This is a genomic window from Desulfosarcina alkanivorans, assembly GCF_009688945.1.
GTDB classification, from domain to species: Bacteria; Desulfobacterota; Desulfobacteria; order Desulfobacterales; family Desulfosarcinaceae; genus Desulfosarcina; species Desulfosarcina alkanivorans.
In genome coordinates this window covers 67,589-87,713 of record NZ_AP021874.1, presented here as the reverse complement: position 1 = coordinate 87,713, position 20,125 = coordinate 67,589, and the positions used below count along the sequence as shown (strand labels likewise).

General features: G+C 58.7%; 17 protein-coding genes. 9 read left to right on the top strand and 8 right to left on the bottom strand.

What is annotated here, in order from left to right:
• Positions 1–73 precede the first annotated feature (73 nt).
• The 6 genes from DSCA_RS00420 to murJ all read right to left on the bottom strand — a co-directional run bounded on the left by DSCA_RS00420 (position 74) and on the right by murJ (position 4,814).
• Entirely contained in the window at positions 74–775 is a 702-nt protein-coding gene (locus DSCA_RS00420; RefSeq protein ID WP_155314572.1) for a uracil-DNA glycosylase, read from the bottom strand.
• Entirely contained in the window at positions 772–2,013 is a 1,242-nt protein-coding gene (coaBC, locus tag DSCA_RS00415) for a bifunctional phosphopantothenoylcysteine decarboxylase/phosphopantothenate--cysteine ligase CoaBC (protein WP_231716338.1), read from the bottom strand. Before coaBC ends, DSCA_RS00420 begins: the two co-directional genes overlap by 4 nt.
• A 3-nt stretch (positions 2,014–2,016) precedes the next feature.
• A complete protein-coding gene (locus DSCA_RS00410) occupies positions 2,017–2,505 on the bottom strand; it encodes a hypothetical protein (protein WP_155314571.1) in 489 nt (162 codons plus the stop codon).
• A 39-nt stretch (positions 2,506–2,544) separates the two neighbouring features.
• Entirely contained in the window at positions 2,545–2,838 is a 294-nt protein-coding gene (locus DSCA_RS00405; protein WP_155314570.1) for a hypothetical protein, read from the bottom strand.
• Between the two features lie 84 nt (positions 2,839–2,922).
• Positions 2,923–3,210: an FtsB family cell division protein gene (locus DSCA_RS00400; protein ID WP_167527540.1), complete on the bottom strand. Its 288-nt coding sequence runs from the start codon at positions 3,208–3,210 to the stop codon at positions 2,923–2,925.
• Positions 3,207–4,814, bottom strand: coding sequence for a murein biosynthesis integral membrane protein MurJ (gene murJ / locus DSCA_RS00395; protein WP_155314568.1), 1,608 nt, complete (start codon positions 4,812–4,814; stop codon positions 3,207–3,209). The genes DSCA_RS00400 and murJ overlap by 4 nt, the downstream gene beginning before the upstream one ends.
• A gap of 110 nt (positions 4,815–4,924) precedes the next feature.
• Between murJ and rpsT the strand changes: the two genes are divergently transcribed.
• Positions 4,925–5,188, top strand: coding sequence for a 30S ribosomal protein S20 (rpsT, locus tag DSCA_RS00390; protein WP_155314567.1), 264 nt, complete (start codon positions 4,925–4,927; stop codon positions 5,186–5,188).
• An 86-nt stretch (positions 5,189–5,274) separates the two neighbouring features.
• Here the strand turns inward: rpsT and lptE are convergent, their stop codons facing one another.
• A complete protein-coding gene (lptE, locus tag DSCA_RS00385) occupies positions 5,275–5,793 on the bottom strand; it encodes an LPS assembly lipoprotein LptE (RefSeq protein WP_167527539.1) in 519 nt (172 codons plus the stop codon).
• A gap of 167 nt (positions 5,794–5,960) precedes the next feature.
• Complete coding sequence (leuS, locus tag DSCA_RS00380) at positions 5,961–8,555, bottom strand: leucine--tRNA ligase (RefSeq protein WP_155314565.1); 2,595 nt, start codon at positions 8,553–8,555, stop codon at positions 5,961–5,963.
• 307 nt (positions 8,556–8,862) lie between these two features.
• Between leuS and DSCA_RS00375 the strand changes: the two genes are divergently transcribed.
• The 8 genes from DSCA_RS00375 (at position 8,863) to dtd (ending at position 20,114) form a co-directional block, all read left to right on the top strand.
• The gene (locus DSCA_RS00375) at positions 8,863–10,356 is read left to right on the top strand and encodes an Rne/Rng family ribonuclease (protein WP_155314564.1); all 1,494 of its coding nucleotides are present in this window, start codon (positions 8,863–8,865) and stop codon (positions 10,354–10,356) included.
• 184 nt (positions 10,357–10,540) lie between these two features.
• Positions 10,541–10,897 carry a preprotein translocase subunit YajC gene (yajC, locus tag DSCA_RS00370; protein WP_155314563.1) on the top strand — a complete coding sequence of 119 codons (357 nt, stop codon included), beginning with the start codon at positions 10,541–10,543 and terminating at the stop codon, positions 10,895–10,897.
• Positions 10,898–11,062: 165 nt separating this feature from the next.
• The gene (gene secD, locus DSCA_RS00365; protein ID WP_331457142.1) at positions 11,063–12,613 is read left to right on the top strand and encodes a protein translocase subunit SecD; all 1,551 of its coding nucleotides are present in this window, start codon (positions 11,063–11,065) and stop codon (positions 12,611–12,613) included.
• Between the two features lie 71 nt (positions 12,614–12,684).
• Complete coding sequence (secF, locus tag DSCA_RS00360) at positions 12,685–13,719, top strand: protein translocase subunit SecF (RefSeq protein WP_155314561.1); 1,035 nt, start codon at positions 12,685–12,687, stop codon at positions 13,717–13,719.
• Positions 13,720–14,829 (top strand): DNA-processing protein DprA, encoded by a 1,110-nt coding sequence (gene dprA, locus DSCA_RS00355; RefSeq protein WP_155314560.1) that lies wholly within the window; start codon positions 13,720–13,722, stop codon positions 14,827–14,829.
• Between the two features lie 156 nt (positions 14,830–14,985).
• Entirely contained in the window at positions 14,986–17,271 is a 2,286-nt protein-coding gene (gene topA / locus DSCA_RS00350) for a type I DNA topoisomerase (protein WP_155314559.1), read from the top strand.
• Between the two features lie 74 nt (positions 17,272–17,345).
• Positions 17,346–19,661, top strand: coding sequence for a Tex family protein (locus DSCA_RS00345; RefSeq protein ID WP_155314558.1), 2,316 nt, complete (start codon positions 17,346–17,348; stop codon positions 19,659–19,661).
• Between the two features lie 12 nt (positions 19,662–19,673).
• Positions 19,674–20,114: a D-aminoacyl-tRNA deacylase gene (gene dtd / locus DSCA_RS00340; protein WP_155314557.1), complete on the top strand. Its 441-nt coding sequence runs from the start codon at positions 19,674–19,676 to the stop codon at positions 20,112–20,114.
• Positions 20,115–20,125: the final 11 nt, after the last annotated feature.

Here is a 20,125-nt window from a genome sequence, read left to right as displayed (position 1 = left end):
CCTTGGAGGCGAAGGAACAAGCAATTTGGGGTAAAGGGTAAAATTCACGACCCAAAGGAGCAGCCAGGGGATATTACCCCAGCATTTTCATGATCTGCTGCACATCGCTCCACACATCCCGTTTCTTTTCCGGGTTGCGAAGCAGATAAGCCGGATGGAACGTCGGCATAACCGGGACACCCAGGGCCTCATGAAAATGTCCCCTGAGTCGGGAAATCGGCGTGTCGACCTCCAGCAGGGTCTGGGCGGCCACTTTCCCCAGCGCACAGACGACCCGGGGCCGGATGGCGGCAAGCTGGCGCTTGAGAAACGGGAGGCACCGGCTGATCTCATCGGGTTGGGGGTTACGGTTGCCGGGAGGACGGCATTTGACGATGTTGCCGATGTAAACCTCCTCCCTGGAAAGCTTCATGGCTGCGATGATTTTGGTCAACAGCTGGCCGGCCGCCCCCACAAAGGGGTGACCGGACTGATCCTCCTCGAATCCGGGTCCTTCGCCCACGAATACCAGCCGGGCGCCGGGGTTTCCCTCACCGAACACGATATGGGTTCTTGAACGGCACAGCGGGCACCGGGTACAGTCCCCCAGATCGGCGCGAATGGTTTCCAGCGTTTCCTGCCCGGCCGGACCCGCGGACAAGGGCACCCCCAGGTGCGCCAGGGTCTCCAGACCCTGTGGTGAACAATCAAAACCGGTGCACCCGTTTGCCTTGAGATGAGCCAGGCTGGTCCGGAGGTGCCGGATCATGTCGACCAGTGGCGTTTTATCGGTCATCGGACGCTGACGCCTTTGCGTCCCATCAGGTCAACCACCTGATCCAGGATCAGGTGAGCCACGGCATCCTTGTCCATGACATCCAGGACCGTTTTGCGGCCATCTTCAAAAAACAGGGTCATGCGGTTGGTGTCGGCGGCAAACCCGGAATCCGGCGGTCCGATGAGGTTGGCGGCGATCAGGTCCAGACGCTTTTCCTCGAGTTTCCTGCGGGCATAGGTGTCCATGTCCCGTGTCTCAGCGGCAAATCCCACCACCACCTGACCGTCTCTTTTTCGGCGGCCGATCGTTTTGAGTATGTCCGTGGTGCGTTCCAGGGCAAGCTGGATTTCACCCTCACCTTTTTTTATTTTGTGGGTTTCGGTGTTGACGGGCCGGTAGTCTGAAACGGCTGCGACTTTGACGATCACGTGGGCTTTTTCCATGCGCGAAAAGACGGCCCCGGCCATCTCATCCACCGTCACCACAGGGACCACCTCGACGTTCAGCGGTGGTGCCAGGCACACCGGCCCGGTGACCAGCGTCACATGGGCACCGCGATGTTCGGCGGCCCGGGCAATGGCATAGCCCATCTTCCCCGACGACGGGTTGCTGATGAAGCGCACCGGATCGATGGCCTCACGGGTGGGACCGGCGGTGACCAGCAGGTTCTTCCCGGCCAGGTCGTCCGGGGAAAGGAAACGGATCAGCCGGTCCACGATTTCGGGCGGCTCCGGCAGCCGGCCAGGTCCGGTCGTGCCGCAGGCCAGCGCCCCTTCACCGGGCGAGAGGATATGGTTTCCGTCCGATTCAAGCTGCTTGAGGTTTCGCCGGTGGGCGGGGTGTTCGAACATGTTCGAGTTCATGGAAGGACAGATCATTACCGGACAGGTGACGGCCAGCATGAAGGTGCTCAGGGCATCGTCGGCGATACCGTGGGCCAGTTTGGCCACCATGTTGGCCGTGGCCGGCGCAATCACCACGGCCTGGGCCGCTTCGGCCCAGGCGATATGGCGAATGGGGGCGTCATCCGTTTCATCGAAAAGGTCGACACACACCTGGTTTTCGGACAGGACCGAGAAAGTCATGGGTGTCACGAATCGGGCGGCACTCCGGGTCATGATCACCCGCACCCGCGCCCCCAGCTTTACCAGCCGCCGGAGAAGGTCGACGCTTTTGTATGCGGCGATGCCGCCGCATACTCCCAGAACAATATTTTTATCGTGAAGAATGGTTTTTTTCATAGCGATGGGCGCCATTCGTCATCCGGCCTGTTTAAAAAGGCTGGGGGCCGCCCCCTGGACCGTGGGTGAAACCCAGATTTCCAGGTAGGTGTTCAGCCTTTTTTCGGTAATGTTGATCACACACCAGCGGCTTTCCTTTTTGAACAGCATGATGTTGCGGAAAGACTTGAAGGCACTGACCAGGCTCCAGTTGTCATTGGCCATGTTGTTCTCGAAAAAGGTGATCAGGGAGTGGCCGTCCACGCGGCCTTTCATGGACAACACGCCGGCGGACAGTCCCGGCGTACGAAATACGAAGGAGGCGTTTTTATCAACCTTCATCTCCCGCGGCACCAGCACGTCTCCGAAATCATAGTAGAGGGGGTCGTTCTTATCGGCACCGGAAACGGCATCCAGATCGGCTGATTCCCCTTTTGTGGAAGCGCAACCGGACACGATCACCGGCAGCATGCAGGTCAAGACAACGATCCACGCCCATTTCCGTTTCAGGTTCCACCATTCACGCATTTTCGCTCCTTGACAAGCCTGTTTACCGGCCAGAACCGTTTAACGGTCTGCGCCGGTGGTTGAAATACAAATCTGTTGAAGACGCCGAAGCGCCTTTTGCCTGAGAATCAGCCGCACCCACTGTTCGACCAGACCGGTGAGGTCACGCCATTGCCCGTCTGCCTCCGGCAGCATGGATGAAACCGCATCCAGGGCCTGCCTGAGATCCGTCCGGTCGGGGGTCTGGTCGAGCAGATAACGATAGATCCGGGCCGCCTCTTCATACCGGCCCTGATCGGCATAAACACGGGCCATTGTCATCGTGTAGAAGGTCTTGTCCCCATCCATGTCCATTGGCTGTCCTTTATCTCAGAGGCCCGGGGCATTGGGGCCGCGGGAAAATGAAACCTCCCGGGGGGGCGGCCGAGAGGGGGCGGATTATTTTTTCCGCGGGCCCAGGATGACGATGTCATCCTTGCCGACCATCCCCAATTCGTTGCGGGCCACGCTTTCGATGTAGACCGGATCGTTCTTCAGACGACCGATGGTTCGGTAAAGGCTGACGTTCTCGCCGGCCACGGTTTCGTTTTGCCGGGCCATGAACTGCTCCTTTTCACGCAGCCGCGACAATTCCACCAACCCCTTGTCGCCGAAAACGATCACCAGCAGCAGATGAAACATCCCCACCACCGCGCCGGCAAACAAAATTTTCTGGCGAAGGTTCATGATCGCTTCCAACTCCTTTTTAATACCCCCCGCACGATCTGCCATTCCGGCATTCTCATCATCCGTGCCGCCGCAAAAAAAACGACGCTGCCACCGACGACCCCCGCACTGATTCCCGCCAGCAGCCGCAGCCACCCCGCCCCGTTTTCAAAGGGAATCAGAATGTGGCATATCATCATCACGCCCAGCGCCATGATGCCCGATGCAACCAGCGTTTTCAGGCAGGTGAAAAAAATGAGCCGCCACCGGATCACCCCCAGCTTTTTTCTAAGCACAACGACCAGAAGCACCAAGTTTACCATGGAGGCCAGCGAGGTTGCCAGGGCCAGCCCGCAATGCTTCATGGGGCCCATGAGCGCCATGCCGAAAAGAATGTTGGCGGCGATGGCGATAGTGGCGCATTTGACCGGTGTCCGGGTGTCCTGCAGGGCGTAGAATGTCGACACCACAATACGAACGGCAGAAAACGCCCATAGTCCTAGAGCATAATATAAAAGCGCATCGGAGGTCAATCGCGTGGTCAGGGCGTCAAAGGCGCCCCGTTTGAACAACAGGGCGACGATGGGGTCACGCAAGACGACCAGCCCCACCATGGCCGGAATGGTGATGAACAGCACCAGGCTCATGGCATGTCCGAAGGTGTCTCCCATGCCCACGTGGTCGCCATTCACGGCCTGTCGCGAAAGGCTGGGCAAAACGGCCGTCGCGGCCGCCTGGGCGAAGATACCCAGTGGGAATTGGACCAGGCGGTCGGCATAGTACAGGTAGGAAACACTGCCCTCGGGAAGCAGGGAGGCCAACAGGGTTCCCACCAGGATATTGATCTGGTAGACCGCCGCACCGAAAATGGTGGGCAGCATGAGTATACCGACCTTCTTCATCCCCGGGTGCCATATGCCGGATGGTTTCCAGAACCGCACCCCATGCTTCACCAGGAAAGGTATCTGCAGGGCCAGCTGCATGACCCCGCCCACCAGCACGCCGCCGGCCAGTCCCACGACGCGAACCGTCTGCGAATCGGAAAACCGGGAAACGGCGAACACCGCGCCGATCATGGCAAGGTTCAGCAGCACCGGTGCGACGGCCGGCGCCGCAAAGTGCCCCATCACGTTAAGGATGCCCATGCACAGCGCCACCAGACCGATGAGGATCACGTAGGGGAACATGATGCGGGTCAGGATCACCGTCAGCGCCATCTTTTCAGGCGTGTGGGCGAACCCGGGCGCAACCAGCTGGATGATTGCCGGTGCGACCACCACCCCGACCACCGCCACGACCGACAGGCAGACCAGCAGCAATTTCAGCGCACTCACCGCCAGACGCAGGCCGTCGTCGCGATCCCCGCTGGCCATGGCCTCCGTAAACACGGGCACGAAGGCGATACTCAGCGACCCCTCACCGAACAGCCGGCGCAGCAGATTGGGAATCCGAAACGCGGCGATAAAGGCATCCGCCGCCATTCCGGCACCAAAAAAAGAAGCCAGTACCATATCCCGCACGTAGCCGAAAATCCGGCTGAGCAGCGTTGCCGCTCCGACGACGCCGGCGGCACGGGTGACCTTTCGATTTTCACTGGTTGTCTGGCGATCGGCGTTGGACTTCATGTGGCACCGGCCTTACCTTGAAGGCACAAAAACCCTTGACTTGCCCGAATTTTTTGGCTATCAGGAAGTTTTGTATTTTTCCTATTAATTTCCGAAAGGAGTAACAAAAGGTGGCAAACCATAAATCAGCATTGAAGCGCGCCGGCCAGAACGAACGTCGGCGCCTGCGGAACAAAGCGGTACAGACCCGGGTGAAAAACGTTGTCAAGGATGTGCGCCTCGCCGTGACGGAAGATGCGGGAAATGCCGGCGAACGGCTCAACGCTGCAAAATCCGTCATCGATAACGCGGCCAAAAAAGGCGTGCTTCACAAAAAGACCGCTTCCCGCAAAATTTCCCGTCTTGCCAGACAGGTCAACGCCCAGCAGGCATAACACGTCCCGGTATCCGCATTCCAGAGGAAGCGGTCGTGGACGCCTGCGATGATTTTCCTCGACCGCGGCCAAGTCGCTCCCGATCATCAGAAGTCATCCGTCAGCCGGTTGAATGCAGATTCAGCCAGGCGACTGGAAAGCACGGCAATGGCATCAGACTTGTTCTGATCCGTTGCCGTTTTGTTTCCGTCCACGACATCATACGCCTGACGCTCGATAATATCCCCCGAGGACCAGAGAACCCGGCCATCCGGGGATTCCAGACGCAATGCAAGCGTACCGGTCACCCGTCGCGTCACCGCTGTCGAAACGCTGGTACGGGAAACATTTTGCACGGAAAGACGGACAATGGTCCCGGTCAGAATTCCGTCGGCCGAAGACCGGTCCGGGGCGATGCTCTCCTTGCGACTCCGGGTGAATTCATAAATCAGGTCGTTGGTGAAAAGGGTCTCCACACCGGTTTCAGACGATCGGTTCTCCATAACAGTGATGAACACCCGATTCACACCGGCGGGCAAACTGCCGCCGCCGGCAAAGTGGTAGCCGCATGCGGTCAGCAACAGCAGAACCGTCAAAATCGATACCAATGTCCACTTGTTATTCATTCGCATTCCATCAGTGGATAGCGTCAAGTGTTTAAGTTGATGCATGCTATCGCATTCCCATTAAGATAACCTATGCCACCAAGCGATCCAACAGTCGTTTAACGCGCCGGTTCAATTCGATTTAAATCAAATCGGTCCCATTCCTTAACTTAAGGCGCAACCCTTCGTTAAATGACAATATTAACCAGTTTGTTCTTGACCACAACAACCTTTTTAACCGGCTTGTCCTGGATAAAACGGACGATTTTTTCGTCGGCCCGTGCCGCTCGCTCGAGCGTCCCGTCGTCGGCATCGCGGGCGGCGGAAAAACGGCTGCGCAGTTTTCCGTTCACCTGGACCACCACGACGACCTCGTCTTTCACCGTAGCCGCATCGTCGAAGGTCGGCCAGGAACTCAGCAGAACGCTCCTGCGGTGGCCCAGGGATTCCCACAGTTCTTCGCAAAAATGGGGAACGATGGGAGACAGGAGCAGCACGGTCGTCTCCAGGGCCAGCCGGAGGGTCCGGCAGCCGTCGCCCGCCGCATCGGATTCGTCGATGGCCTGCATGGCGTTGACCAGCTCCATCACCGCGCTGATGACCGTGTTGAAATGAAAGCGCTCCTCGATGTCCTGGGTGACCCGCTTGATGGTTTCATGGGTTTTGCGGTGCAACTCTTTCAGGGCCGGACTGGAGGGATGGGGATCCCTGTCAGCGGGCAGCGGTTCAGACAGCAGCGGCAGCCAGCGGTCGGCCAGCCGCCAGACCCGCTGTAAGAATCGGTAGCTGCCCTCCACGCCCTGGGCACTCCACTCCAGGTCCCGTTCCGGCGGTGCGGCGAAAAGACAAAAAAGCCGTGTGGTGTCGGCACCGTACTGGTCGAGCAGCACGTTGGGGTCGATGACGTTCCTTTTCGACTTGGACATCTTTTCCACCCGCCCGACAGTCACCGGCTTGCCGCATTGCAGGCAGGTTCGCCGGGCATCGTCGGTGTCGACCACCTGCTCGGGAAAGAGAAAACCGTGCTCCGGACAGGCCGTGGTTTCCTTGCACACCATGCCCTGGGTCAGCAGTCGGGTGAAGGGTTCCTTGAAGGCGACCAGCCCCAGCGATGCGAGCACCCGCGTGAAGTAGCGCGAATAAAGCAGGTGCAGGATGGCATGCTCCACCCCGCCGATGTACTGGTCCACCGGCATCCAGTAGTCGACCGCATCCTTGTCGAACATATCGGTTTCGCACCGGGGGCTGCAGTAGCGCTCGAAGTACCAGGAGGACTCCACGAAGGTGTCCATGGTGTCGGTTTCACGCCGGGCATCATCGCGCCCGCACCGGGGGCAACGGGTGCGGACAAATTCATCCAGGGCGGGCAAGGGCGACCGGCCGCCCTCCAGCAGGTCGGCGTTTTCGGGCAGAACGATGGGCAGGTCGGCTTCGGGCACGGGCACAATCCCGCAGCTGTCGCAGTGGATCATGGGGATGGGCGCGCCCCAGTATCGCTGCCGGGAGATGCCCCAATCCCTCAGGCGGAAACTGATCGTCTTCTTGCCGATGCCGTTTTTCTCCATGAGCACGGCGATGGCCTCCATGGCCTTCCGGTTGCCCATACCGTCGAAATCACCGGAGTTGACCATGGTGCCCTCGCCGGAATAAGCGGCATCCATTGTATTTCCGTCCAGTTTTTCATCCGGCGGGCTGACCACCACCACAATGGGCAGCTTGTATTTTCTGGCAAAATCAAAATCCCGCTGGTCATGCGCCGGAACGGACATGACGGCACCGGTGCCATACTCCATGAGGGCAAAGTTGGCCGTGTAGATGGGCATGCGCACCCCATTCATGGGATTGATGCAATACGCACCCGTAAACACCCCTTCTTTTTCATAATTCTCGATGGCCTTGCTGGAGCGTTCCTGGAGGGCGATGCGCTCGACGAACGCCGCCACCGCCTCCGCCTGGTCCGTGTCTGCCGCCAGTTGGGGAACCAGCGGGTGTTCGGGCGCCAGGCACATGAAGGTCGCCCCGAAAACGGTGTCCTGCCGGGTGGTGAACACACTGATGGTCGAATCGCTGCCTTCCACGGGAAACCGGATCTCCGCGCCGAAGCTTTTGCCGATCCAGTTTCGCTGCATGGTGGTCACCTTGTCCGGCCAGCCGGGAAGCATGTCGCAGTGCACCAGCAGGTCTTCGGCAAAGTCGGTAATCTTGAAGAACCACTGCCACAACTTCTTCTGGCGGACCGGATTGCCGCAGCGCCAGCACATGCCCGCTTCCACCTGCTCGTTGGCCAGCACGGTCTGACAGGGTTCGCACCAGTTCACATAGGACTCCTTGCGATAGGCCATCCCCTTTTCCACCATCTTGAGGAACAGCCATTGCTCCCAGCGGTAATATTCGGGCCGGCAGGTGGCCAGCTCCCGGTTCCAGTCGTATGAGAACCCCAGCCGTTTGAGCTGTGCCCGCATGGCGTCGATATTTTCATAGGTCCATTTGGCGGGATGGGTATGGTTGGCGATGGCCGCGTTTTCCGCCGGCATGCCGAAGGCATCCCATCCCATGGGGTGCAGGACATTGAATCCGCGCATCCGTTTGTAACGCGCCACGACGTCCCCGATGGTATAATTTCTCACATGTCCCATATGGATCTTGCCGGACGGATAGGGAAACATTTCCAGCAGGTAGTATTTTTTCTGATCCGGCACCTCGGTGACATTGAACAGCCTGTCGTCCTGCCACCGTTTCTGCCACTTGGTTTCGATTGTCTGGGGATGATACCGTGAGTCCATGAATCTTCCTATCTTCTTGCGAACATTGTTGATTTGGTTTTTTATCGAGTGCTCTCTCATGCCATAAAGCCCGGTAAAGATCAAGAAGGGATAGGCGGACCGCATGAACGTTGAAAGTTATTGGGCATGGGGCCGCGAATCCCGGCCACCCGAAAAACGGTACCATCCCGCTGGGCCCGATCCCCCGGCCCTTTGCCCATCCTTTTTTGGGCCGGCGCCTAAAATTCCGTTGACTTGCCTGTAACAATTCTTTATTTATACGAATTTAATATCAACACCACAACAACAGGGATACAACCGTCAACGAATGACCAGCAAAATTCTCATCAATGCAGTGGACCCGGAAGAGGTCCGTCTCGCCATTGTCAAAGACAGCCGCCTGGAAGAATTTCACATAGAAAGCGCCGCCAGGGAAATCCTTCACAGCAGCATCTACAAAGGAGTGATCACCCGCATTGAACCCAGCCTTCAGGCGGTGTTCGTGGACGTGGGCGTCGAGCGTCACGGCTTCCTTCAGAAACAGGAGATCCACAGCGACTACTTCCAGGGCCCGCCGGCCAACGGCAAAACCATCCAGAATCTCGTCAAACGCGGACAGGAACTGATGGTTCAGGTGACCAAAGACCCCATCATGAAAAAGGGGGCCATGCTCACCACATTCATATCCCTGCCCGGCCGCTATGCGGTCCTGATGCCGGGAAGCGACAGCCGTGGCATCTCCCGCAAAATAGACGATGAGACCGAACGCAAGCGCCTCAAGGAGATCGTTGAGAAGCTGAATCTGCCCGAGGGATTCGGCATCATTATCCGTACCGCCGGCCAGGGATGCACCAAGACCATGCTGACCAAGGATGTTCAATATCTGCTGCGCCTGTGGAAAAACATCACCGCGCGGGCCGTCAAGGCGCCCGCACCATCGGCCCTGTACAAGGATCGGAACCTGGCCGTCCGTTCCATCCGCGATCATTTCACGCCGGACATCAAGGAAATTCTCATCGATGATGAAGCGGTTCACCAGGAGGTGAAAAACTTCGTTCAAATCATTGCCCCCAAACAGACCAACATCGTCAAGCTGCACAAATCGGACAAGCCCATTTTTACCCGGTTCCAGCTGGAAGACCAGATCGCCACCATTTTCAACAACCGGGTGACACTGAAGTCAGGCGGATCGGTCGTGCTGGAACGCACCGAGGCACTGGTGGCCATCGACGTCAACTCCGGCAAGGGCACCCAGAAAAAAAACGTCGAAGAGACCGCTTTGATGACCAATCTGGAAGCGGCGCCGGAAATCGCCCGTCAACTCAGGATCCGTGATCTGGGCGGGCTTATCGTGGTGGATTTCATCGATATGCGCGAGCAAAAGCACCGCAACCAGGTGGAAAAAGCCCTTCGCGCCGGCATGAAACAGGACCGGGCCCGGGTAAAAATCGGCAAGATTTCCAAGTTCGGCCTGCTGGAACTCTCCCGCCAGCGCCTGCGGCCATCCATAGATTTCAGCAGCATGGAAACCTGTTCACGCTGCGGCGGCAAAGGCCAGGTGCCGTCCGCGGAATCACTGGGCCTGAGTTTTCTGAGGAAGCTGAAGCTGGACACCCTTAAAGCGGATGTCCGGCACGTTGCCGCCCAATTGCCGGCACCGGTGGCGTCTTATCTGCTCAACCGAAAACGCAAGGAACTGAGCGACCTGGAGGACAAACGGGCAATCGGCATCACCATCACCTCCCGTGTGGATTTGATTCCCGGCCAGATGGAGGTCGTCTACGACAAAAAGATCAAAGCCGTGGAAAATTCATCTGCATAGGCTGTTCCCGCCATTTTTCCGGCCACGGTTGATCGCCGTCCGCAAGAACCAATTGACGAGGCGGGCGATTTGCAGTATACCAGCGCCACTTTGACAGTTGCCAAACAGGTGTGGTGTCAGTGGACCTTTTCTATTCGGAAGTGCGGCCCACACTTGAACATTTTGACAGGAGGAGTTGACACCGATGAATATCGCTTATGCAATGGGACAGGGTGGGGCTGCTGCCCCTGGTGGTTCAGGAGGATTTGCATCATTTATTCCGCTGATTCTCATGTTCGTTATTTTTTATTTTCTGCTGATCCGTCCCCAGCAGAAAAAAACCAAAGAACACCGGCAGATGATCGACAACCTGAAAACCGGAGACCGCATCGTCACCAGCGGCGGCCTTCACGGGCGGATCACCGGCGTGTCGGAAACCGCCCTGACGGTTGAAATTGCCGAAAAAGTGCGGGTCAAAGTGAACCGGGGCAGTGTGTCTGCAATCATGCAGGCCGGCTCCCCCCCGGCCGCGTCTAAAAAAGACAAGAAAGACAAAGCCTAAATTCGAATCGTTTTCTCCTAAAAAGCCCCATTGCCACCGGCTCATCGACCCGTTTCGCCCCCCGGCCCTCCCGGGGGCGGCGACAGGGTGACACGGCGACTGGGGCTTTGGCGTGTAGATCATGAAAGGAACAAAGCGTTGAAGAATCTTTCGTGGAGACTCATCGTGATTGCGGCGGTCATCGTGGCCGCTGTGATTTATGTGATTCCGACATTTCAACCCGGCGTCTGGCCCCATAAAAAGATCAACCTGGGCCTCGATCTCCAGGGGGGCATGCACCTGGTCCTGGAAGTGGACGCGGACAAAGCGGTCGAGAACACCATTGAACGCATGGGCCAGGAGTTGCGCCAGATGCTGAAAAAAGAACGCATCCGCACCCTGGGCGTCGAGCGGGTGGAGACCGTCAAGCTGACGGTAAAAGTGGCGGGGGAAGACGACATCCGGCGTTTCGATGAACTGCTGGATGAAGAATTCCGCGATCTGCGCATCGCCGACCGGACGGTCAGGGAAAATGTTCTGGAGATCGTTCTGGACCTTCCCGATGAAGAAACCGATCACATCCGCAAGCTGGCGGTGGGGCAGGCATTGGAGACCATCCGCAACCGGATTGACCAGTTCGGTGTCAGTGAACCGGACATCCGCATTCAAGGGGAACGACGCATTCTGATCCAGCTGCCGGGCATCAAGGACACCCAGCGGGCCAAGGAACTGATCGGAAAGACCGCCCTGCTGGAATTTAAACTGCTCGACGAAGAACACGACGTGGACGCCGCCCTGAACGGCAACATTCCCGCCAGCAGTGAAATCCTTTACGAAACCAAAGAAGATCCGTCCACCCGCCGCGTCCAGAAGATTCCCTTTCTGGTCAAAAAACGCACCAGCCTGACCGGTGCGTACCTGACCGACGCCCGGGTGCAGATCGACAGCCAGTACAATGAACCCTACGTGTCCATCACCTTCGATAAAAAAGGCGCCCGGCTGTTCGAACGCATCACTGCGGAGAACGTAAAAAAGCGTCTGGCCATCGTCCTGGACGACAATGTCTACTCGGCACCGGTCATCCAGGAAAAGATCGCCGGTGGTGAGGCCCGCATCACCGGCAATTTCACCACCGAAGAAGCCCGTGACCTGGCCATCGTACTGCGTGCCGGTGCCCTGCCGGCGCCGGTCCAGATCCTGGAAGAACGCACCGTGGGTCCCTCCCTGGGTTCCGACTCGATCCGCATGGGACTGCTTTCCATGTGTATGGGCGGCATACTCGTGGTTCTCTTCATGGCGGTCTACTACAAGGGTTCAGGCGTCGTGGCCGATTTTGCCCTGATGCTCAACATCCTGCTCATCGCCGGCGGATTGGCCGGATTCGGTGCGACGCTCACCCTCCCCGGTATCGCCGGCATTATCCTGACCATCGGCATGGCCGTTGACGCCAACGTCTTGATCTTCGAGCGAATACGGGAAGAGATGAACCTGGGAAAAACGCCCAGGGCCGCCGTGGACGCCGGTTACGACAGGGCGACCCTGACCATCCTGGATGCCAATGTCACCACCCTGATCGCCGCCCTGGTGCTGTTTCAGTTCGGCACCGGTCCGGTCAAGGGATTTGCCGTGACGTTGAGTCTCGGGGTGGTGGCCAGTCTGTTCACCGCACTGGTGCTGGCACGCGCCATTTTCGATTATTTCCTGATCAGCCGTAAAGTTCGAACCATCAGCATCTAATCCGGATGCTCCGGTCCGAGCAGGCAACCGCCTTGGCCGGCAACGGAAAACCACCATCAAGGAATGGATTTATGCAGTTTATCAAACCGGGTATCAACATTGACTTTATTGGAAAACGCAAAATCGCCTTCTTTTTTTCGGTAGCGATGATTCTGGCCAGTATCGGTACATTGGTCGGGCACAAGGGCCCCCGTTACGGGATCGACTTTGCCGGCGGCACCCTGGTCCAGGTCAAATTCGAGTCCCCCGTGACCATTGACCGCATCAAATCGGGACTGGAAAACATGAAGCTGGCCGCATCGGCGGTCCAGCAGTTCGGCCAGGCAGAAGACAATGAGTATCTCATTCGCACCGATGCGACCATCTCGGCCATGGATGACCTTTCCGAAACCATCGAACGGCAACTCAAGGCGGCCACCGGTGTAACGGTCGAAATCCGCCGGGTGGAAATGGTCGGCCCCCAGGTGGGCCAGGATCTCAGGGAAAAAGCCCTGTTTGCCATGTTTTACGCCCTGCTCTTCATCACCGTTTACATCTCCGGCCGATTCGAACTGAAATGGGCCAAGAGCGCTATCGTGGCGGGGGCCATCATGGGGGTGGTCTACCTGCTGTCCCTGTTCAACGTTTCCGTTCCCTTTCTGATGCTGGCCGCCCTGATCGCCTCTCTGGTGGTCTTCTGGTTTTTCGAATTCAAATATGCCATGGGCGCCATCGTGGCCCTGATTCATGACGTCACCATCACCGTGGGCATTTTCTCCATTTTCGACAAGGAGTTCACCCTGCCCATCGTGGCGGCGCTGCTGACCATCATCGGCTATTCCCTCAACGACACGATCATCGTCTTTGACCGCATCCGTGAAAACCTGCGCAAATACCACAAAGAGCCCATGACCACGATCGTCAACAAAAGCATCAATGAAACCCTGAGCCGAACCATCCTCACCTCGCTGACGACCCTGGTGGTGGTGGTTGCCCTGTTCGTATTGGGGGGCGGTATTATCCATGATTTTTCATTCGCCCTTCTGGTCGGCATCCTGGTCGGTACCTATTCGTCCGTCTACGTGGCCAGCCCCATCCTGCTGGCCTGGCAGTCCCGGAGAAAATAGATGTCCGGGTTACATCCCTGGTTCGCCCTGAAGCGCGTGCCGGGGGTCGGCAACCTGTTGTTTCGACGGCTGGTGGAACGATTCGGATCACCGGAAGCCGTATTTGATGCAGACGACACGGAACTGCAGGCGGTCAAGGGCGTGACCGCCCGGCTGGTCTCAGCCATGCGACGTCACCGGACCACGGATGCGGTCGATCGGGAACTGGAAGCGGTCCGGCAAAAAGGGTACACCATCGTTACCCTGACGGACCGGCGCTACCCGGCCCTGCTGTGCCAGATCCCGGATCCACCGCCGTTTCTGTATGTGTACGGCGTCCTGCCCGCCACCGGGCTGAACATCGCTGTCGTAGGCTCCCGCAATGCCACTGCATATGGTATTTCCGCCACGCGACAGCTCTGCATGGATCTGGCCGGGCAACAGGTCAATATCGTCAGCGGTATGGCCCGGGGGGTCGACACCGCCGCCCATGCCGGCGCGATCGCCGCCGGGGGGTTCACGGTCTCCGTTTTAGGCACCGGCTTGAATCATATCTATCCCCGGGAAAATGCACAGCTGTTCCACCAAATCGCGGAAAACGGCGCCGTGGTCAGCGAATTTTCACTGGACACCGGTCCCGATGCCCACCATTTTCCTGCCCGCAACCGCATTATCAGCGGTATGTGCCACGGAACCGTCGTGGTGGAAGCCACCAGGCGAAGCGGTTCACTGATCACCGCCCGCCTGGCCGCAGAACAGAACCGGGAGGTCTTTGCCGTCCCCGGAAACATCCACTCGTTTAAAAGTGTGGGAACGCATACCCTGATCAAACAGGGCGCCAAACTGGTGGACCATGCCGGAGACGTCATCGAAGAATTCGAGCATATCCCGATGCCCGGCGGGTCAATGCCGTCCGCTTTGCCACCGGCACTGCCGCCATTGACGGATGAGGAAGCCGTGGTTATCGATAGTCTGGAAGCCGAGCCCGTTCACATCGACGACCTGGCCCGTCGGCTGGCCCTTGCGTCGGGCCGACTCTCCGGTATACTGCTGCAGCTCGAACTCAAAGGTCTGGTGGTCCAGTCCCCGGGGAAGCAGTTTTCGCTGACCCCCGGCATGGATAGGAAATGATCGTGAGGCTGCAAAAGTGCTAACCGCTAATGGATTGAAATTGGAAATTAGAAATTTGGTCATCTCTCCCCAACTTCTAATTTCCAATTTCAACATTTCGCAAACAGGTACCAAAATCTCATTACGTAACGCTAATAAACAACCAAGAGGCACAACGTGACTAAACCCCTGGTGGTCGTGGAATCGCCCACAAAAGTCAGAACCATAAAAAAATATCTTGGCAACGACTACAACGTCGCCGCCACCGTGGGCCACATCAAGGATCTGCCCAGCAAGGACCTGGGCATCGATATCGAAAAAGATTTTACCCCGCACTACCGTGCCATTCCCGGGAAATCGAAGGTGCTGAGCCAGTTGAAGTCGGCCGCCGGCGATACAACGGATGTCTATCTCGCCCCCGACCCGGATCGCGAGGGGGAAGCCATTGCCTGGCATACCGCCGATGTGCTCAAGAAAAAGGGTCGCCATTTTCACCGGGTGCTGTTTCACGAGCTGACCAAAAAGGCGATTATCGAAGCCATGAAAAAGGCCCAGGATCTGGACCGGGACAAGTATGAAGCCCAGCAGGCCCGCCGAATCCTGGACCGGCTGGTGGGGTACCAGATCTCGCCCCTGCTGTGGCGCAAGGTGAAAGGGGGGCTGAGCGCCGGCCGGGTTCAGTCCGTCACCGTGCGGATTATCTGCGACCGGGAGCGGGCCATCCAGGCGTTCACATCGGTGGAGTACTGGTCCATCACTGCCAATCTCAAAGGAGAGACGCCGCCGGCATTTGCAGCCAAGCTGGTACGCAAAAACGGGGAGAAAATCGAGATACCGGACGAAGGTGCCGCCACCCGAATATTGAAGGATCTGGAAACGGCGCCATTTGTGGTCGACAAAATCGCCAAACGAACCACCCGGCGCAACCCCCTGCCCCCCTTCATCACCAGCAAACTGCAGCAGGAGGCGATCCGCAAACTGCGTTTTTCGGCCAAGAAGACCATGATGGTGGCCCAGCAGCTCTATGAAGGCATCGACCTGGGCCCCGGGGAACCCGTCGGCCTGATCACCTACATGCGGACGGACTCCACCCGGATTGCCGATGAAGCGGCCCAGGAGGCACTGAATTGGATTCATGAACGCTTCGGCAACAACTACTCCCTTGGCAAGCCGCGATTTTTCAAAAACAAAAACAAGGCCCAGGACGCCCATGAGGCCATTCGGCCCACGTCGGTCGGCCACACGCCGGACAAGCTCAAGCGCTACCTGTCCAAGGATCAATTGGCCTTGTACACCATGATCTGGCAACGGTTTGTAGCTTCGCAGATGGCCCAGGCCCTGATCGACCAGAAGACGCTCTCCATCACCGCCGGCGACTACACCTTCACCGCCAGCGGATCGTCGGTGAAATTTCCCGGATTTCTGGCCCTGTACCAAAGCGCCGACGACGAGGCGGAAAGCAGTAAAAAAAGCCAGCCGCTGCCGGAACTGGCGGAAAATTCGCCGCTGGAACTGCTGGGCCTGGACCCCAAACAGCACTTCACACAACCGCCGCCGCGATTTTCGGAAGCCTCCCTGGTCAAGGAGCTGGAAGAAAACGGCATCGGCCGGCCCAGCACCTATGCCGCCATCCTCTCCACCATTCGGGACAAGGGCTACGTGGAACTGGTCAAGCGATATTTCAGGCCCACGGAGCTGGGGTTTATTGTCAATGACCTGCTCATCGACAATTTCCCGGAAATCCTGGATGTTGAATTCACCGCCCGGCTGGAAAGCGATCTGGACCGGGTGGAGCAGTCGGAGGTGGAATCGCTGACCATCCTCAACCAGTTTTACGGCCCCTTCAGCAAGAAGCTGGCGGAAGCCGCCGAAAGCATGCTCAGCGTCAAAGGGGTGGGAATGCCCACCGACCTGACCTGCCCCTTGTGCAAAAAAAACCCGCTGCGCATCAAGATGGGCAAAAATGGCCATTTCCTGGCATGCTCGGGGTATCCTGAATGCACCTATTCCAGTGACTACGAGCGGGATGAAAAAGGGGTCATTGCCCCCGTGGCACCGGTTCAAAGTGAAGTGACCGACAAAGTCTGCGACCTGTGCGGCAAACCCATGGTCGTCAAACGGGGACGATATGGCGATTTTCTGGCCTGCACCGGCTACCCGGAATGCAAACACACCCAGTCACTGAACAGCGGGCCAAACGCCAAACCGACCGGCGTCCGCTGCCCTGAAAAAGGATGTGACGGCGAGGTGGTCGAAAAATCCTCCAAGCGGGGGAAGATTTTCTACGGGTGCAACCGTTATCCCAAATGCAGCTTTGCCAGCTGGGATCGACCGGTGGCCATCCCCTGCCCGGTCTGCGGCAATGCTTACATGGTGGAAAAAACAACCAAGCGGGACGGCACCCTGCATGTATGCCCCAACCGCGACTGCCGCCACAAACAGCCGCCGGATGAACCCAAATAGGCGGGCCGGTTGAAGGCTGAAGGCATTTAGTTCAGAACCCGGAAACCAGAAACCAAAGAAACCAGAGAAACCCTATGAGCGCACCCCACGCAAGTACCCCGGAAACCCATTCCCACATCAGTGTCATCTGCACTGAAATGAATCTGGATGCCGCACAGACCACGGCCGTGGCCAAACTTCTGGAAGATGGCGCCACGGTACCTTTCATCGCCCGCTATCGCAAAGAGGCGACCGGCAGCCTGGACGAGGTGGCGGTGGCCGCCATCCGGGACCGCCTGACCCAGTTGCAGGAACTGGACAGCCGGCGCGAAGCCATTCTCAAATCCCTCGACCAGCACGGGCATCTGACCGACGACCTCGAGGCCCGGGTGCTGGCCGCCGAGACCATGACCGGACTCGAGGACATCTACCTGCCCTACCGCCCCAAACGACGGACCAAGGCCACCATTGCCCGTGAAAAAGGGTTGGAACCGCTGGCACTGGCGATCCTGGCCCAGGACGGCGTTGATCCGGCCGCTCTGGCCGCCGGCTACGTCGACCCTGAAAAAGAGGTGGCCGGCGTCGACGAGGCCCTCGCCGGGGCACGGGATATCATTGCCGAAACGATTAACGAGGACCCGCAGGTCCGGTCGCGGGTTCGGGACCTGTTCTTCGAAAAAGCGGTCATCAGCAGCCAGGTGGTGGCCGGCAAGGAAAGCGAAGGCGCCAAGTACAAGGACTACTTCCAATGGGAGGAAGCCGTGTCCAAGGTGCCGTCCCACCGCATTCTGGCCATGCGCCGCGGAGAAAAAGAAGACATCCTCGGCCTGTCCATCGCCCCCCAGGCGGAACTGGCCATCGCCATACTGGAAGATCTTTTTGTCAAGGGAGACGGCCCCGATGCCGATCAGGTGCGCACGGCGGCCCACGATGCCTACAAGCGCCTGCTGTCCCGATCCATGGAGACCGAGGTCCGGGTGGCGCTCAAGGAACGGGCCGATGCCGAGGCCATCCGCGTCTTTGCCGACAACCTGCGCCAACTGCTGCTGGCGTCCCCTCTGGGAGCCAAGCGGGTGATGGGCATCGATCCGGGTTTTCGCACGGGCTGCAAAGTGGTCTGCCTGGACCGCCAGGGCAAACTGCTGCACAACGACACCGTCTACCCCCACGGGTCGGACCGCCAGGCTGAAGCGGCGACCCGGACCATCCAGGAACTGAGCAGGCAATTTGACATCGAGGCCGTGGCCGTGGGCAATGGCACCGCTGGCCGGGAAACGCAGGCCTTCGTCAAAGGGGCCGTCGATGCGCAGACCCTGCCCGTCATCATGGTCAACGAAAGCGGCGCTTCGATTTATTCGGCATCGGAAATCGCCCGGCAGGAATTCCCCGACCATGACCTCACCGTTCGCGGCGCCGTTTCCATCGGCCGCCGGCTGATGGACCCCCTGTCGGAACTGGTCAAAATCGACCCCAAATCCATAGGCGTCGGCCAGTATCAGCACGACGTCGACCCGTTCGCCCTGAAAGGGTCACTGGACGACGTGGTGGGCAGCTGCGTCAATGGCGTGGGGGTGGAGGTCAACCAGGCCAGCGTGCAGTTGCTGACCTATGTGTCCGGCCTGGGTCCCCAGCTGGCCAGAAACATCGTTGCCTACCGGGATGAACATGGCGCCTTCACCGGCCGCGAGATGCTGAGGAAGGTCAAACGGCTGGGCCCCAAAGCCTATGAACAATGCGCCGGTTTTCTGAGAATAAAGGATGGCGAAAATCCGCTGGATGCCAGTGCCGTCCACCCGGAGAGCTACCCGGTGGTCCAGACCATGGCCGACGACCTGGGGTGCAGCGTATCCGACCTGATGAGCGACGCCGGCCTTCGCAAAAAAATCGACCTGGCCCGCTACGTGACCGGGACCATCGGCCTGCCGACCCTGACCGACATCCTCGATGAACTGGCCAAACCCGGCAGGGATCCCCGGGAACCCTTCGAGCTTTTTTCATTTGACGAGAACGTCGCTGCCATCGAGGACCTCGAACCGGGCATGCGGCTTCCCGGCATCATTACCAATGTCACCAATTTCGGCGCCTTCGTGGACATCGGCGTTCATCAGGACGGGTTGGTACACATCAGTGAACTGTGCGACCGCTTCGTAAAAACACCGGCCGACGTGGTTGCCGTCCAGCAGAAAGTCACCGTCACCGTCATGGAGGTCGACCTGCCCCGCAAGCGCATCTCCCTGTCCATGCGCAGCCAGCCGGGCAGTAAACCCCAGCCGAAGGCACAACCCCGACGTCCCCGGAGAACGCATCCGCCCGGCCACCGCAACAAAACCAAAACCGCACCCGGGCCGGCAGCCGCCCGGCCCTTTAACAACCCCTTTGCCGATGCCTTCCGAAAAGCATCGGGACGGTAGAAAGCATCGACAATGATTGCCGTGGTCCAGCGGGTAACCAGCAGCAGCGTCAGCATCGACGGGTCCGTGGCGGGCGCCATCGGTCCCGGCCTCAATGTGCTGTTGGGGGTGGCCGATGGCGATGGGGAAGCCGATGCGGATTACCTGGCCGCCAAGGTGGCCAACCTGCGCATCTTTGAAGACGATCGGGGCAAGATGAACCGCTCGTTGCTGGACACGGGCGGCCAGATGATCGTCATTTCCCAGTTCACCCTGCTGGGAGACTGCCGCAAAGGCAGGCGGCCGTCCTTCGTCCACGCCGCCGAACCGGTACTGGCACAGCGGCTCTACCGGCATTTCATCGACCAGGTGATCAGCCTGGGCGTGGGCGTCCAGACCGGTCGTTTCGGTGCCGAAATGCAGGTCAGCATCGTCAACGACGGACCGGTCACCCTGCTGGTTCACAGTCGGTAACCCGCTGCCTC

Excerpts from the sequence above, each read along its gene's own strand:
- DSCA_RS00405 (WP_155314570.1), bottom strand. The coding sequence starts at position 2,838 with ATGGACATGGATGGGGACAAGACCTTCTACACGATGACAATGGCCCGT.
- coaBC (WP_231716338.1), bottom strand. The coding sequence starts at position 2,013 with ATGGCGCCCATCGCTATGAAAAAAACCATTCTTCACGATAAAAATATT.
- yajC (WP_155314563.1), top strand. The coding sequence starts at position 10,541 with ATGAATATCGCTTATGCAATGGGACAGGGTGGGGCTGCTGCCCCTGGT.
- DSCA_RS00420 (WP_155314572.1), bottom strand. The coding sequence starts at position 775 with ATGACCGATAAAACGCCACTGGTCGACATGATCCGGCACCTCCGGACC.
- lptE (WP_167527539.1), bottom strand. The coding sequence starts at position 5,793 with ATGAATAACAAGTGGACATTGGTATCGATTTTGACGGTTCTGCTGTTG.
- DSCA_RS00375 (WP_155314564.1), top strand. The coding sequence starts at position 8,863 with ATGACCAGCAAAATTCTCATCAATGCAGTGGACCCGGAAGAGGTCCGT.
- DSCA_RS00410 (WP_155314571.1), bottom strand. The coding sequence starts at position 2,505 with ATGCGTGAATGGTGGAACCTGAAACGGAAATGGGCGTGGATCGTTGTC.
- secF (WP_155314561.1), top strand. The coding sequence starts at position 12,685 with ATGCAGTTTATCAAACCGGGTATCAACATTGACTTTATTGGAAAACGC.
- murJ (WP_155314568.1), bottom strand. The coding sequence starts at position 4,814 with ATGAAGTCCAACGCCGATCGCCAGACAACCAGTGAAAATCGAAAGGTC.
- dtd (WP_155314557.1), top strand. The coding sequence starts at position 19,674 with ATGATTGCCGTGGTCCAGCGGGTAACCAGCAGCAGCGTCAGCATCGAC.
- DSCA_RS00345 (WP_155314558.1), top strand. The coding sequence starts at position 17,346 with ATGAGCGCACCCCACGCAAGTACCCCGGAAACCCATTCCCACATCAGT.
- DSCA_RS00400 (WP_167527540.1), bottom strand. The coding sequence starts at position 3,210 with ATGAACCTTCGCCAGAAAATTTTGTTTGCCGGCGCGGTGGTGGGGATG.
- dprA (WP_155314560.1), top strand. The coding sequence starts at position 13,720 with ATGTCCGGGTTACATCCCTGGTTCGCCCTGAAGCGCGTGCCGGGGGTC.
- leuS (WP_155314565.1), bottom strand. The coding sequence starts at position 8,555 with ATGGACTCACGGTATCATCCCCAGACAATCGAAACCAAGTGGCAGAAA.